The 14437-nt window shown below is 73.2% G+C and carries 9 protein-coding genes and 2 pseudogenes; 8 read left to right on the top strand and 3 right to left on the bottom strand.

What is annotated here, in order from left to right:
- Positions 1-146: pseudogene (locus tag ACFVIU_RS28585) on the bottom strand (NADH-quinone oxidoreductase subunit F); the annotation flags it as partial.
- A 114-nt stretch (positions 147-260) separates the two neighbouring features.
- Here ACFVIU_RS28585 and ACFVIU_RS28580 point away from each other — a divergent pair.
- From ACFVIU_RS28580 to ACFVIU_RS28545, 8 genes and pseudogenes are all read left to right on the top strand, one after another.
- Positions 261-665 carry a phosphopantetheine-binding protein gene (locus tag ACFVIU_RS28580; protein WP_385845988.1) on the top strand — a complete coding sequence of 135 codons (405 nt, stop codon included), beginning with the start codon at positions 261-263 and terminating at the stop codon, positions 663-665.
- An 11-nt stretch (positions 666-676) separates the two neighbouring features.
- Positions 677-4561: pseudogene (locus tag ACFVIU_RS28575) on the top strand (type I polyketide synthase); the annotation flags it as partial.
- Entirely contained in the window at positions 4558-5322 is a 765-nt protein-coding gene (locus ACFVIU_RS28570; protein WP_385845987.1) for a thioesterase II family protein, read from the top strand. The pseudogene ACFVIU_RS28575 and the gene ACFVIU_RS28570, both read left to right, overlap by 4 nt.
- 73 nt (positions 5323-5395) lie before the next feature.
- The gene (locus ACFVIU_RS28565) at positions 5396-6832 is read left to right on the top strand and encodes an MFS transporter (protein ID WP_385845986.1); all 1437 of its coding nucleotides are present in this window, start codon (positions 5396-5398) and stop codon (positions 6830-6832) included.
- A gap of 66 nt (positions 6833-6898) precedes the next feature.
- Positions 6899-8092: a cytochrome P450 gene (locus ACFVIU_RS28560; RefSeq protein ID WP_385845985.1), complete on the top strand. Its 1194-nt coding sequence runs from the start codon at positions 6899-6901 to the stop codon at positions 8090-8092.
- Between the two features lie 104 nt (positions 8093-8196).
- On the top strand, positions 8197-9534 hold the full coding sequence (ccrA, locus tag ACFVIU_RS28555) for a crotonyl-CoA carboxylase/reductase (protein WP_385845991.1): 1338 nt from the start codon (positions 8197-8199) through the stop codon (positions 9532-9534).
- Between the two features lie 59 nt (positions 9535-9593).
- Entirely contained in the window at positions 9594-10805 is a 1212-nt protein-coding gene (locus ACFVIU_RS28550) for a cytochrome P450 (RefSeq protein ID WP_385845984.1), read from the top strand.
- 162 nt (positions 10806-10967) lie between these two features.
- A complete protein-coding gene (locus ACFVIU_RS28545) occupies positions 10968-11882 on the top strand; it encodes a HipA family kinase (protein WP_385845983.1) in 915 nt (304 codons plus the stop codon).
- Positions 11883-11936: 54 nt separating this feature from the next.
- On the opposite strand, the gene aceB is transcribed toward ACFVIU_RS28545, so the two are convergent.
- Positions 11937-13562 (bottom strand): malate synthase A, encoded by a 1626-nt coding sequence (gene aceB, locus ACFVIU_RS28540; RefSeq protein WP_385845982.1) that lies wholly within the window; start codon positions 13560-13562, stop codon positions 11937-11939.
- A gap of 220 nt (positions 13563-13782) precedes the next feature.
- A complete protein-coding gene (locus ACFVIU_RS28535) occupies positions 13783-14397 on the bottom strand; it encodes an NTP transferase domain-containing protein (RefSeq protein ID WP_385845981.1) in 615 nt (204 codons plus the stop codon).
- Positions 14398-14437 lie beyond the last annotated feature (40 nt).

The raw sequence follows: 14437 nt of genomic DNA, 5'->3' as shown, positions 1-14437 counted from the left end.
AGCGGGATGTCCTTGCAGGTGCCGGGCTCCGACGCGGCGGCGGTGACAACTAGAGAGTGCGGTTTTCCATCACCCTGAGGACGGAACTGCCCGTTCATGCCGGTCGGGCATCCCGCGCCGCCGCGGCCGCGCCGCCCGGCGCCGCGCCCGGCGCCCGGGACCGGCTGCTGGCCCAGTCGCCGGACGAAAGGGCGCGCACCCTGCTGGACATCGTCCGCCGCTGCACCGCCCTGGTCTTCGGACACGCGGGCGCCGACGACGTGGACCCGGCGCAGTCGTTCAAGGACATCGGCATCGACTCGCTCACCGCGGTCGAGCTGCGTGACCACGTGACGGCCGCCACCGGGCTGCGGGTGCCGCCGACCGTCCTGTTCGACTGCCCCACCCCGGCCGCGCTCGCCGCCCGGCTGACCGAGGAAGCGGCCGCCGAACTGTCCGGGCTGCCCGAACTCCACCGCGAACTGGACCGGTTGGAGGCGCTGCTGGCCGCGCTGCCCGGCGAGGGCACGGAACACGAGGAGATCTACGCCCGGTTGCGCGCCCTCACCGGGTCCCGGGACCGGCCGGCGGACCGCACGCCGGACCGCGCGGCGGACACCGACCTGGAGTCCGCCACCGCCGAGGAGATCTTCGACCTGCTGGATGCCGAACTGGAGTCGCCGTGAGCACGCAGCCCGTGACCGACGAGGCGAAGTACCTCGACTACCTCAAACGCGCCACGGCCGACCTGCGCGAGGCCCGCAGGCAGGTGCGCGAGCTGACCGAACGGCAGCACGAGCCGATCGCGATCATCGGCATGAGCTGCCGCTACCCCGGCGGGGTCACCGACCCCGACGGGCTGTGGGAGCTGGTGGCGGACGGCCGGGACGCCATCTCCGGCTTCCCGGACAACCGCGGCTGGCCCGAGGACCGGGCGGGCCACGGCGGATTCCTGCACCAGGCGGACGAGTTCGACGCCGACTTCTTCGGCATCTCGCCGCGGGAGGCGCTCGCCATGGACCCGCAGCAGCGGCTGCTGCTGGAGGCCGCCTGGGAGGCGTTCGAGGCGGCCGGGCTCGACCCGTCCGCGGCCCGCGGCGAGCAGGTGGGCGTCTTCACCGGCCTCAACCTGCACGACTACGCCACCCGCGCCGAGGCCATCCCCGCCGAGGCCCTCGGCTACCTCAGCACCGGCAACGCCGGCAGCGTCGCCTCCGGGCGGATCGCCTACGTCCTCGGTCTGGAGGGGCCGGCCGTCACGGTCGACACGGCGTGCTCGTCGTCGCTGGTGGCGCTGCATCTGGCGGCCCAGGCGCTGCGCCGCGGCGAGTGCCGGATGGCCCTGGCCGGCGGGGCGACCATCATGAGTTCCCCCGGCGCGTTCGCGGACTTCGGCGCCCAGGGCGGCCTGGCCGCGGACGGCCGGTGCAAGTCCTTCGCCGCCTCCGCCGACGGCACCTCCTGGGGCGAGGGCGCCGGACTGCTGCTGCTGGAGCGGCTGTCCGACGCCCGGCGGCTCGGACACCCGGTGCTGGCCGTCGTCCGCGGCAGCGCGGTCAACCAGGACGGCGCCAGCACCGGACTGACCGCGCCCAACGGCCGGGCCCAGCAACGGGTCATCCGGCAGGCCCTCACGGACGCCCGGCTGGACCCCGCCGACATCGACGCCGTCGAGGCGCACGGCACCGGCACCCGGCTCGGCGACCCCATCGAGGCGCAGGCCCTGCTCGCCGTCTACGGCCAGCACCGCCCGGCCGGCAGCCCGCTCTGGCTGGGCTCGCTCAAGTCGAACATCGGGCACACCATGGCCGCGGCCGGCGTGGGCGGCATCATCAAGATGGTGCAGGCGATGCGGCACGCGACGCTGCCGAAGACCCTGCACGTGGACGCGCCGTCCCCGCAGATCGACTGGTCGGCCGGCGCAGTCGAGCTGCTGACCGAGGCCCGCCCCTGGCCCGCGGCCGACCGGCCCCGCCGCGCGGCGGTCTCCTCCTTCGGCATGAGCGGCACCAACGCCCACGTCATCATCGAACAGGCCGAGGAGGAGAGCGCGGAGCAGCCCGAGGCCGGGGCGGCCGCCGGTCCCCTGCCCTGGGTGCTGTCCGCCCGCACCCCCCAGGCGCTGCGCGCCCAGGCCGGCCGGCTCCGCGCCCATCTGCTCGCCCACCCCGAGCAGCGCGGCGCCGACACGGCCTGGTCGCTGGTGACCGGGCGGGCCGCGCTGGACCACCGCGCGGTCGTGGTCGCCGACGGCCGCGAGGAGCTGCTGGACCGGCTCGGCGCCCTGGCGGACGGCCGGGACGCGCCGGGCACCGTACGCGGTACGACGGCCGCCCGGACCGTCGGCCGTACCGCCTTCGTCTTCCCCGGCCAGGGCTCCCAGTGGCCCGGCATGGCCACCGAACTGGCCGCCTCCTCCGCCGTCTTCCGGGAGCGCCTCACGGCCTGCGAGGAGGCCCTCGCCCCGCACGTCGACTGGTCGCTGACCCGGGTGCTGCGCGGCGACCCGGACGCACCCTCGCTGGACCGGGTGGACGTGGTCCAGCCGGCCCTGTTCGCCGTGATGGTGTCGCTGGCCGCGCTGTGGCGGTCGTACGGCATCGCCCCGGACGCCGTCGCCGGGCACTCGCAGGGCGAGATCGCGGCCGCCTGTGTGTCCGGCGCCCTCTCCCTGGAGGACGCGGCGCTGGTCGTCGCCCTGCGCAGCCAGGTACTGACCCGGCTGGCCGGCCGGGGCGGCATGGTGTCGGTCGCGCTGCCCGCCGACCGGGTGGCGCCCCGGCTCGCCCCCTGGGACGGCCGGATCGCCGTCGCGGCGGTCAACGGACCCAATGCCACCGTGGTCGCCGGAGACGCCGACGCCCTGGACGCCTTCCTCGCCGTGAGCGAGGCCGACGGAGTGCGGGTGCGCCGGATCCCGGTGGACTACGCCTCCCACTCCCCGCACGTCGAGGCCGTCCACGAGGAGCTGCTCACCCGGCTGTCGGCCGTCACCCCCAAGCCCGCCGACGTGCCGTTCTACTCGGCGGTCACCGGCACCCGGCTCACCGGGACGGAACTGGACGCCGAGTACTGGTACCGCAACCTGCGGCAGACCGTCCGCTTCGAGGACACCGTACGGCTGCTGGTCCAGGACGGCTTCCGGTACTTCGTGGAGGCCAGCCCGCACCCCGTGCTCACCGGCGGCGTCGCGGAGACCGCCGACACCACCGACGCCGGCCGGGCCGTCACGGTCACCGGCTCGCTGCTGCGCGACGAGGGCGGCCTGCCCCGCTTCCTGGAATCGGCCGCCGAGCTGTACGTCCGCGGCGGCGCCGTCGACTGGACCGTGCCGCTGCCGCCCGCCCGGCGCGTCGAACTGCCGCGCTACGCCTTCCAGCGGCGCTCGTACTGGCTGGCCGCCACCCCCGCCGCCACCCTCCCCGCGGCCCCGGCGCCCGCGCCCGCCGCCGAGGAGGACACCGAGACGCTGCGCCGGACCCTGGCCGGTCTCACCGACGACGCCGAGCGGGCCGCCGCGGTCGCCGGCCACGTCCGCGCCGCCGCGGCCGCCGTCCTCGGGCACGCCACACCCGAGGACATCGACCCGGACCGGTCCTTCGTCGAACTGGGCGTCGAGTCCCTGACCGCCCTCCAGCTGCGCAACCGGCTGCGGGACGCGACCGGGCTGTCCCTGCCCGCGACCCTCGTCTTCGACCATCCGACGGTCACCGTGCTCGCCGCCCACCTCGCCGACCGGCTCGCCCAGAGCTCCGGCGAACCCGCCGGCGACCCGCTGACCGCGCTGTTCCGGCAGGCCCACGACAGCGGCCGGCTCACCGAGGGCTTCCAGCTGCTGACCGCCGCCGCCGCGCTGCGGCCGGACTTCGCCACCCGCGCCGACGCGGACCGCTGGCCCGCACCCCTGCGCATCACCGCCGGCACCGGCGACCTCACCGTGGTGTGCCTGCCCTCGCTCAGCGCCGTCTCGGGACCGCAGGAATATCTGCGGCTCGGCGCGGCCCTCGGCGCCGCCGGCGAGGTGTGGGCGCTGCCGCACCCCGGCTTCACCGCCGGCGAGCCGCTGCCCCGCTCGGCCACGGCCCTGGTCGCCGCCCACGCGGAGACCGCCGTCGAACTCGCCGCCGGCCGCCCCCTGGTGCTGCTCGGCCGCTCCTCCGGCGGCTGGATCGCGCACGCCGTCGCCGAGCACCTGGCCGCGCTCGGCACCCCGGCCGCCGCCGTCGTCCTCGCCGACACCTTCTCCCGCAGCGCGGACCGCACCAGCACCCAGCTGATGGTCTCCCAGCTGCTGGAGAACGAGGAGGCCGCCGAACTCCTCGACGACCAGCGGCTGGTGGCGATGGGTGGATACTTCCGGGTCTTCGCGGACTGGACCCCGGAGCCGCTCACCACCCCCGTGCTGCTCCTGCGCGCCACCGCCGAGGTCCCCGGCGCCGAGCCGGGCGGCCGGGGGCCCGGCTGGGAGCACGCCCACCACGTGGTCGACGTACCCGGAGACCACTTCTCGATGCTCGACACCCACCATCGGACAACCGCCGACGCCATCGCGTCCTGGCTGCGCACGGAGGTACGGGGATGACCAACTCCCTGACTGCACAAGAACTCTGGATCCGCCGCTACCAGCCGGCGCCCGAGGACACCGACCTGTCGCTGGTCTGCTTCCCGCACGCGGGCGGCTCCGCCAGCTACTTCCGCCCGCTCGCCAACGCCCTGGCCGGAGTCGCGGACGTCCTGCCGGTGCAGTACCCGGGCCGGCAGGACCGCCGCGCCGAACCGCCGATCACCGACATCGGCCGGCTCGCCGACGAGATCGTCACCGTGCTGGAGACCCTCCCGCGCCGCCGGCTGGTGCTGTTCGGGCACAGCATGGGCGCCTGCGTGGCCTTCGAGGTGGCCCGCCGCCTCGAAGCCGGCTCCGCCACCGAGCTGCTCGGACTGGTCGCCTCCGGCCGCACCGCCCCGCCCCGGCTGCGCGACCGAGGCGTCCGCTTCATGAACGACGACGGCATCGTCGCCGAGATCCGCCGGCTCAACGGCACCGACGACCGGCTGCTCCTGGACGACGACATCATCCGCATGATCATGCCGGCCATCCGCGCCGACTACACGGCGGTGGAGTCGTACCGGTACATACCCGGACCCCCGCTGCGCTGCCCCATCAGCGTGCTGGTGGGCGACCACGACCCGCAGGTCACCCCCGCCGAGGCGGAGAAGTGGCGCGAGCACACCGAGGCCGGCTTCTCGCTGCGCACCTTCCCCGGCGGCCACTTCTACCTGGCCGAGCAGAACGCCAAGGTGGCCCGGGCGCTGACCGAGGACCTGGCCCGGTTCAGCCGATAGGACCCTCTCCCGACCTCCCGGCGACGCCGCAGACGCCGTCGCCGGGGCATCCCCCGACACAGAAAGAACCGTTATGGCAAACGAACCGGCCGCCCCGGCTCGCCCGTCCTTCGGACTGACCGTCCTGGCCGTGTCCCTGCCGATGTTCATGGTGGCGCTGGACAACCTGGTGGTGACCAACGCGCTGGCCTCCATCAAGCACGACCTGCACGCCTCGATCCAGGGCCTGCAATGGGTCACCAACAGCTACATCCTCGGCTTCGCCAGCCTGCTGCTCGTCGCGGCCGGCCTCGGCGACCGGTTCGGGCGCCGCACGGTGTTCGTCTCCGGCCTGTCGCTGTTCGTGCTGTTCTCGATCGGCTGCGCCCTGTCCACCTCCACCGCGGCCCTGGTCACCCTGCGCGCCCTCCAGGGCATGAGCGCGGCCGCCGTACTGCCGCTGTCGCTGACCATGCTCACCGTGGCCGTGCCGGCCGAGAAGCGGGGCGTCGCGATCGGCATCTGGTCCAGCATCAGCAGCCTGGCCGTCGGCATCGCCCCGCTGATCGGCGGTGCCATCACCACCGGCATCGGCTGGCACTGGCTGTTCTGGCTGAACGTGCCGATCGGCATCGTCGCCGTCCCGCTGGTGCTGCGCGTGCACAGCGAGAGCAAGGGCGCGGCCGCCGGACTCGACCTGCTCGGGCTGCTCCTCGGCGCCGCCGGAGTGCTCGCCCTCGTCTGGGCCATCGTGGACAGCAGCGAGTACGGCTGGACCTCCGCCCGGGTGCTCGGCAAGTACGCCGCGGCCGCCGTCCTGCTGGTGCTGTTCGTGCTGTGGGAACGGCGCACCGCCCAGCCGCTGCTCCCGCTGCGCATCTACCGCAGCCGCGCCTTCACCCTGACCAACCTCGCCTCGCTCGCCGTCTACTTCGGCCTGTTCGGCTCGATCTTCTTCCTCGCCCAGTACCTCCAGGTGGTCCGCCACCACTCGCCCTTCGTGGCCGGTCTGTGGACCCTGCCGTGGGCCGTCATGCCGACGATCTGCGCGCCGTACGCGGGCAAGCTCATCCCCAAGGTGGGCGCCAGCAAGCTGATCGCCGCCGGTCTGGCGCTCGCCGCCGTCGGCCTGGCCTGGTGCGCCCTGATCTCCGACCCGGCCACCGCCGACTGGCAGATGGTGGTGCCGTACATGCTGTGCGGCATCGGCACCGGACTGATCTTCGCGCCGAGCGCGACCGTCGTGGTCACCTCGGTGCAGCCGCAGGACATCGGCAAGGCGTCCGGCACCAACGCCACCGTCCGCGAGATCGGCAGCGCCCTCGGCATCGCCGTCCTGACCACCGTCTTCACCAGCCGGGGCGGCAACTACCAGTCGCCGGCGGCCTTCACCGACGCCATCATCCCGGGCCTGTGGATCTGCGTCGTGGTGCTGCTGGCCGGCGGCGCGCTGGCGCTCGGCATCCCGCCGCTCAAGCCGCCGGCCCCGGCCCCGGCGCCGGCCGCGAAGCCGCAGCCCGCCCTCGACTGACCACCCTTCCCGCCCCGCACCGCTCGGACCGCAAGGACCGCACGCACCACAAGGAGCACAACGCACATGGTCACCTTCACCGACCTCTACGCCGAGTACGGCGTGAAGTCCCCGCACGACCTGTTCGAGCGGCTGCGCGAACAGCGCCCGCTGTTCCAGGTCGAGCTGCCCAACGGGGTGCCGCTGTGGCTGGTCACCCGGTACGCGGACTGCCGGGCGGGCCTCGGCGACGCCCGGCTGTCCAACCGGATCGGCACCCGGATCGTCGCCAAGGACGTGCTGCCCGCCGAGATCCGCGCCAGCATGGGCACCCACATGCTGCGGGTCGACGGCACCGACCACACCCGGCTGCGGCGGCTGGTGTCCTCGGTGTTCACGGCCAAGCGGATCGAACGGCTCCGGCCGATGATCGAGCAGATGACCAGCGACCTGCTGGACAAGATGGCCGCGCAGGAGCACCCGGACGCCATCCACGACCTGGCCTACCCGCTGCCCATGCAGGTCATCTGCGAACTGCTCGGCGTGCCCGTCGCCGACCACGAGCGCTTCCGCACCTGGTCCAACGCCTACCTCGCGGGCGTCGGCACCCAGAACTTCCCGGTCGACGTGGTCACCGAGTTCGTCCACTACGTCCGCGAGCTGGTCGAGCAGAAGCGGGCCGAACCGGACGACAAGCTGCTGTCCGCGATGATCTCCGCCCGGGACAACGAGGACCGGCTCGCCGAGAACGAGCTGACCTCGATGTGCTTCCTGCTCATCATCGCCGGCTACGAGACCACCGTGAACCTGCTCGGCAACGGCACCGCCCTGCTGCTCGCCGACCCCGAGCTGGCCGACCGGCTGCGCGCCGACCACGAGAGGATCCCGGCCGCCGTCGAGGAGTTCCTGCGCTACGAGAGCCCGGTGCCCGGCGCCAGCTTCCGGGTCGCCACCGAGACCCTGGAACTGGGCGGACAGACCATCAAGGAGGGCGAACTGGTCCTCATCTCCCTGCTGTCCGCCAACCGCGACGAGCAGGTCTTCGACGACTCGATGACCTTCGACGCCGAGCGCACCCCCAACCAGCACATGGCTTTCGGCTACGGCATCCACTACTGCCTGGGCGCCCCGCTGGCCCGGCTGGAGGCCCACATCGCCTTCCGCCAGCTGCTGGAACGCTTCCCGAAGATGGAGCGCCTGGACCCGTCGGCCGAGCTGAAGTGGCGGCCCGGACTGGTGATGCGCGGTCTGACCGAACTGCCGGTGAAGCTCGGTCAGTAGACACCCCGGGCGGTCCCCCCGCGAGACCGCCCACGGCGGTGGCCGGCCGGCACGGCCACCGCCGCCGGAACCTGAACCCCCTAGCCCCACGGGAGTCTGTGGTGATAGCCGACCTGCTGGCCGCGATCGAGTCGCCCGACGCGGCGGCCCGCGACTTCGCGTCCCTGCCGGTACCGGAGTCCTACCGGGCCGCCGTGCTGCTCAAGGACGAGCAGCACATGTTCGACGGGCTGCCGCTCGCCGACCGGCAGCCCGCCAAGGCCCTGCACCTGAAGGACGTACCGACCCCGGAGCCCGGCCCCGGCGAGGCCCTGGTCGCCGTCATGGCCAGCTCCGTCAACTACAACACGGTGTGGAGCGCGCTGTTCTCGCCCGTGCCGACCTTCGCCTTCCTCGAACGCTACGCCCGCACCGGCGGCCCGGCCGCCCGGCACGACCAGCCCTACCACGTGATCGGCTCCGACCTGTCCGGGGTCGTGCTGCGCACCGGCCCCGGAGTGCGCCGCTGGCAGCCCGGCGACCGGGTGGTCGCGCACTGCCTCTCCGTCGAGCTGGAGGACGCGGCGGGCCACGACGACACCATGCTCGACCCCGAGCAGCGGATCTGGGGGTTCGAGACCAACTTCGGCGGCCTGGCCCAGCTGGCGCTGGTGAAGGCCAACCAGCTGATGCCCAAGGCCGCCCACCTCACCTGGGAGGAGGCCGCCGCCCCCGGACTGGTCAACTCCACCGCCTACCGCCAGCTGGTCTCCCGCAACGGCGCGGGCATGAAGGTCGGCGACAACGTCCTCATCTGGGGCGCGGGCGGCGGCCTCGGCTCGTACGCCACCCAGTACGCGCTGGCGGGCGGCGCGGTGCCGATCTGTGTCGTCTCCAGCGAGCAGAAGGCGGAGATCTGCCGCGCCATGGGCGTCGAGGCGATCATCGACCGCAGCGCGGAGGACTACCGGTTCTGGCGCGACGAGCACACCCAGGACCAGCGCGAGTGGAAGCGGCTCGGCAAGCGCATCCGCGAACTGACCGGCGGCGAGGACGTCGACATCGTCTTCGAGCACCCCGGCCGCGAGACCTTCGGCGCCTCCGTCTACGTCACCCGCCGCGGCGGCACCATCGTCACCTGCGCCTCCACCTCCGGCTACCGGCACGAGTTCGACAACCGCTACCTGTGGATGCACCTCAAGCGGATCATCGGCTCCCACTTCGCCAACTACCGCGAGGCCTGGGAGGCCAACCGGCTCGTCACCAAGGGCCGCATCCACCCCACCCTCTCCCGCACCTACTCCCTCGCGGAGATCGGCCAGGCGGTGGACGACGTCCACGCCAACCGGCACCACGGCAAGGTCGGCGTGCTGTGCCTCGCCCCCGGCGAGGGGCTCGGCGTCACCGACCCCGAGCTGCGGGCCCGGCACGAGCCGGCCATCAACCGCTTCCGCACCGGCTGAGCGGGCCACCCGCCACCCGGCCCGACCCTCGCCCCCCACTCACAGATTGGCCGAGTTGCATGACCGACACCCCTCTCGCCCTGGAGTCCCTCGACTACCCGTTCGAGCGGCCCACGGCCCTGGAACCGTGTCCCCACTACAAGCGCCTGCGCGAGAGCTGCCCGGTGGCGGACATCCGGATGCCCAGCGGTGACCACGCCTTCCTGGTCACCGACTACGACGCGGTGCGCACCGTCCTCTCCGACGCCCGGTTCAGCCGGGCCGCCACCGCCCGGCCCGGCGCTCCCCGGATCGGCACCGAGCCGCAGAACGCCAAGAACCTGCTCAGCATGGACCCGCCGGAGCACACCCGGGTACGGCGACTGGTCTCGCGGGAGTTCACCGCCCGCCGGGTCGCCGCGCTCCGGCCGCGCATCCAGGCCTGCGCGGACGAGCTGCTGGACACGATGGAGCGGACCGGGTCCCCGGCCGACCTCGTCCCGGCCCTCGCCTTCCCGCTGCCCGTGACCGTCATCTGCGAACTGCTCGGGGTCCCGCTGGACGAGCGCGAGCAGATCGCCGAGTGGTCCGGCACCGTCCTGTCGACCGTCTCGCTGCCGGTCGAGCAGATCGTCGCCGCCCACACCGGGCTGGCCGGCTACCTGGGCGGCCTGATCGCCGCCAAGCGCGAAAAGCCGGGCGACGACCTGCTGTCCGCCCTCGTGTCGATCCACGAGGAGGACGCCGAACGCCTGGACGAGGAGGAGCTGCTGCACCTGGCGATCACCCTCCTGATCGCCGGGCACGAGACGACCACCAACCAGATCGGCAACAGCGTCCTCGCGCTGCTCACCCACCCCGAGCAGTTCGAGGCGGTCCGCCGCGACCCCGGGGCGGTCCCCGCCGCCGTGGAGGAGCTGCTGCGGTTCGTCCCGCCGGGCGACGAGGCGACCCTGCGCATCGCCACCGAGGACGTGCGGCTGGGCGACACCCTCGTCCCGGCGGGCACCGCGGTCCTCGCCTCGCTGGCCTCCGCCAACCGCGACGCCGGCCACTTCACCGCGCCCGACACCCTCGACACCGCCCGCGTCCCCGACGCCCAGCACCTGACGTTCGGCTACGGCATCCACTACTGCCTCGGCGCCGGACTCGCCCGTCTGGAGCTGGAGATCGCCATCGGCAGCCTGCTGCGCAGGTTCCCCACGCTGCGACTGGACATCCCGGCCGACCAGGTACCGCGCTCCGCGGGCCGCCTGATCCACGGCGTCACGTCCCTGCCGGTGGCCTGGTAACCCCGCCCCCGCCACGGCGCCGCCCCTCCCGGCGCGGTGGCACCCGGCCCCCCCCCCGGGCCGAACGCTCTGGGCGCGCCCCGGCCCGACTATGCTCACCTCATGCCGGAGGCCGTAACCAGGGCCGCACCGCCATCGACGGACTGCCGGGGGCTTGGGAAGATGCTGCGACAGGTCACTGCCACCCGCTACGTCGCACCCCTGCACTCCGGCGGCTCCGTCCCCGGAGTCGTCGAGGCCGATGATCTCGGGACGTATGTCGTCAAGTTCACCGGCTCGGCGCAGGGGCACAAGGCGCTGGTCGCGGAGGTGATCGTCGGGGAGCTGGCCCGCGCGCTCGGGCTGCGCTTTCCCGAGCTGGTGCTCGTGCACTTCGACCCGGCCGTCGCCGAGGCCGAGCCGCACCAGGAGGTGCGGGACCTGCACAGTGCGAGCGCCGGGGTCAACCTGGGCATGGACTATCTGCCGGGCGCCCGGGACCTCACCCCGGAGATCGCGCCGCACTTCCCGGTGGACCCGCTGGAGGCGGGCCGGATCGTCTGGCTGGACGCGCTGACCGTCAACGTGGACCGTACGGTGCACAGCTCCAACCTGATGGTCTGGCCCACGTTCGGCACCGCGCAGCCGCGGCTGTGGCTCATCGACCACGGCGCCGCCCTGGTCTTCCACCACCGCTGGGACACCACCACCCCGGGCAAGAGGTACGACTTCCGGCACCACGCCCTCGGGCAGTACGGCCCCGATGTGCGCGCCGCGGACGCGGAACTGGCGCCGCTGGTGACCGAGGAGCTGCTGCGCGGGATCGTCGCCGAGGTCCCGGACGCCTGGCTGGCCGAGGACGCCGGCTTCGCCGGTCCTGACGACGTGCGCGCGGCCTATGTCGACTACCTCCTCGCCCGGCTGGACCGCTCGGCGGAGTGGCTGCCCACGGACTTCCCGGGCCGGGAGCAGCTGGCGGCGGAGGAGGCGGCCCGTGCGCGGCAGACCCGGGCGGGCCGCCCCGACTGGCTCAAGCACGTCCCCGACCTGCACGGCAAGCCCGCGGCGGAGCGGGACTGGTCGGGCCACCTGGGCTGAACGCGCCCGAGCGGCCCCGGGAGGTTCCCGGAGCCGCTCGGCGAGACCGGTGCGTCAGCCCTTGAGCTGCTCGTAGGCGGGCAGGGTGAGGAAGTCGGCGTAGTCCTCGTCCAGGGAGACCTTCAGCAGCAGGTCGTGCGCCTCCTGCCAGTGGCCGGCGGCGAAGGCGGCCTCGCCGATCTCCTTGCGGATGGCGTCCAGCTCCTCGGCGGCCACCTTGCGGGCCAGCTCCGGGGTGGCCTTGTCGCCGTTCTCGAACTCGACACCCGCGTTGATCCACTGCCAGATCTGCGAGCGGGAGATCTCGGCGGTGGCCGCGTCCTCCATCAGGTTGAAGATGGCGACCGCGCCGAGACCGCGCAGCCAGGCCTCGATGTAGCGGATGCCGACCTGGACGGCGTTGACGAGACCGTGGTACGTCGGCTTCGCGTCCAGCGAGTCGATCGCGATGAGGTCGGCGGCCTCGACGTGCACGTCCTCGCGCAGCCGGTCCTTCTGGTTCGGCCGGTCCCCGAGGACCTTGTCGAAGGACTCCATGGCGATCGGGACCAGGTCGGGGTGGGCGACCCAGGAGCCGTCGAAACCGTCGTTCGCCTCGCGGTCCTTGTCGGCGCGGACCTTCTCGAAGGCGACCTTGTTGACCTCGGCGTCGCGCCGGGAGGGGATGAACGCGGCCATGCCGCCGATCGCGTGCGCGCCGCGCTTGTGGCAGGTGCGCACGAGGAGTTCGGTGTACGCCCGCATGAACGGGGCCGTCATCGTGACCGCGTTGCGGTCCGGCAGGACGAACCTGGCGCCGCCGTCCCGGAAGTTCTTCACGATGGAGAACAGGTAGTCCCAGCGGCCGGCGTTCAGCCCCGAGGCGTGGTCGCGGAGTTCGTAGAGGATCTCCTCCATCTCGTACGCGGCAGTGATGGTCTCGATCAGGACGGTGGCGCGGATGGTGCCCTGCGGGATGCCGACGTAGTCCTGCGCGAAGACGAACACGTCGTTCCAGAGGCGGGCCTCCAGGTGCGACTCCGTCTTCGGCAGGTAGAAGTACGGGCCCTTGCCGAGGTCCAGCAGCCGCTGGGCGTTGTGGAAGAAGTAGAGGCCGAAGTCGACGAAGGCGCCGGGGACGGGGCGGCCGTCGGCGTCGACCAGGTGGCGCTCGTCCAGGTGCCAGCCGCGCGGGCGCATGACGACCGTCGCCAGCTCCTCGTTCGGCCGCAGGGCGTACGACTTGCCGGTGCGCTCGTCGGTGAAGTCGATGTTCCGGGTGTAGGCGTCCGTCAGGTTGAGCTGGCCGAGGACCACGTTCTCCCAGGTGGGCGCGGAGGCGTCCTCGAAGTCGGCGAGCCAGACCTTCGCGCCCGAGTTGAGCGCGTTGATGGTCATCTTGCGGTCGGTGGGGCCGGTGATCTCGACGCGCCGGTCGTTCAGCGCGGCCGGGGCCGGGGCGACCTTCCAGGAGTCGTCCGCGCGGATCGCGGCGGTCTCCGGGAGGAAGTCGAGCGTGCAGGTGCGGGCGATCTCGGCGCGGCGCTCGGCGCGGCGGGCGAGGAGTTCGTCACGGCGCGGGGTGAACCGCCGGTGCAGCTCTGCCACGAAGGCGAGCGCCGCGTCCGTGAGGACCTCTTCCTGCCGGGGCAGAGGCTCGGCGTCGACGATGGCCAGCGGGGACGGCGCTGGTGCGGACATGAGCTGTCACTTCCTTCAGCGGTGGCACCAAGTGCCAAGAGGCACGAATAGGGCGAACAGCGCCAGCGATGGGGGTCCCCCCGCTCGAGCGGAGCCGAGAGTGGGGGAGGTCAGGCGCTTCTGAACAGTGGATAGTAGTTTCCTCATCGTGGAACTTCAATGGTTTGTTGATGTCGAGATTCTCTGAGTCGAGGGAAGGTGGCGCCCGGTGCCACCCCGCTCACTCAAGGTGGCGCAGGTCGGCCTCGGTGTCGATGTCGTACGGCTCGGCCACGTCCGCGCACTCCACCAGCCGGATCCCGCCCTCGTGCTGCTTCAGGTAGGCGCGCGCCCCGCGGTCCCCGGTGGCGGTGGCCGCGATCCCCGCCCAGTGGGCCGCGCCGAACAGCACGGGATGCCCGCGCACCCCGTCGTAGGCCGCGGAGACCAGCGATTTCTCGCCCTCGTACGCGGCCAGCACCCGGGCCACCGCCGCCGCGCCGATCCCGGGCTGGTCCACCAGGCTCACCAGCGCCGCGCCGGCCCCCGTACCGGCGAGCGAGTCCAGTCCGGCGCGCAGCGAGGAGCCCATGCCCTCGTCCCAGGCGGGGTTGTCCACCAGTACGCAGCCGGTCAGCTCGGCGCGTTCCCGGACCTCCTCGGCCCGCGCGCCCAGCACCACGTGGATGCGCCCGCAGCCGGCCGCCCGCAGGGTGCCGACCGCGTGTTCGACCAGCGGGCGCCCCCGGTGCGCCAGCAGCGCCTTGGGCCGTCCGCCGAGCCGTCGTCCGCCGCCGGCGGCGAGCACCAGCCCGGCGACGCCCTCGTACCCGTCGTGCCCCTCGATCTCCGTCATGGCTCCTGCATACCCGACGGCGGCCGCGGCGGCCTGTTCC

Origin of the sequence: Streptomyces sp. NPDC127190, from assembly GCF_042672505.1 — a bacterium.
Classification (GTDB): Bacteria; Actinomycetota; Actinomycetes; order Streptomycetales; family Streptomycetaceae; genus Streptomyces.
Note: the sequence above shows the minus strand (reverse complement) of the source record. Positions and strands in the feature narration are given on the sequence as shown.

Coding starts and splice junctions, on each gene's coding strand:
- ACFVIU_RS28570 (WP_385845987.1), top strand. CDS start 4,558: ATGACCAACTCCCTGACTGCACAAGAACTCTGGATCCGCCGCTACCAG.
- ACFVIU_RS28545 (WP_385845983.1), top strand. CDS start 10,968: ATGCTGCGACAGGTCACTGCCACCCGCTACGTCGCACCCCTGCACTCC.
- aceB (WP_385845982.1), bottom strand. CDS start 13,562: ATGTCCGCACCAGCGCCGTCCCCGCTGGCCATCGTCGACGCCGAGCCT.
- ACFVIU_RS28565 (WP_385845986.1), top strand. CDS start 5,396: ATGGCAAACGAACCGGCCGCCCCGGCTCGCCCGTCCTTCGGACTGACC.
- ACFVIU_RS28535 (WP_385845981.1), bottom strand. CDS start 14,397: ATGACGGAGATCGAGGGGCACGACGGGTACGAGGGCGTCGCCGGGCTG.
- ACFVIU_RS28550 (WP_385845984.1), top strand. CDS start 9,594: ATGACCGACACCCCTCTCGCCCTGGAGTCCCTCGACTACCCGTTCGAG.
- ACFVIU_RS28560 (WP_385845985.1), top strand. CDS start 6,899: ATGGTCACCTTCACCGACCTCTACGCCGAGTACGGCGTGAAGTCCCCG.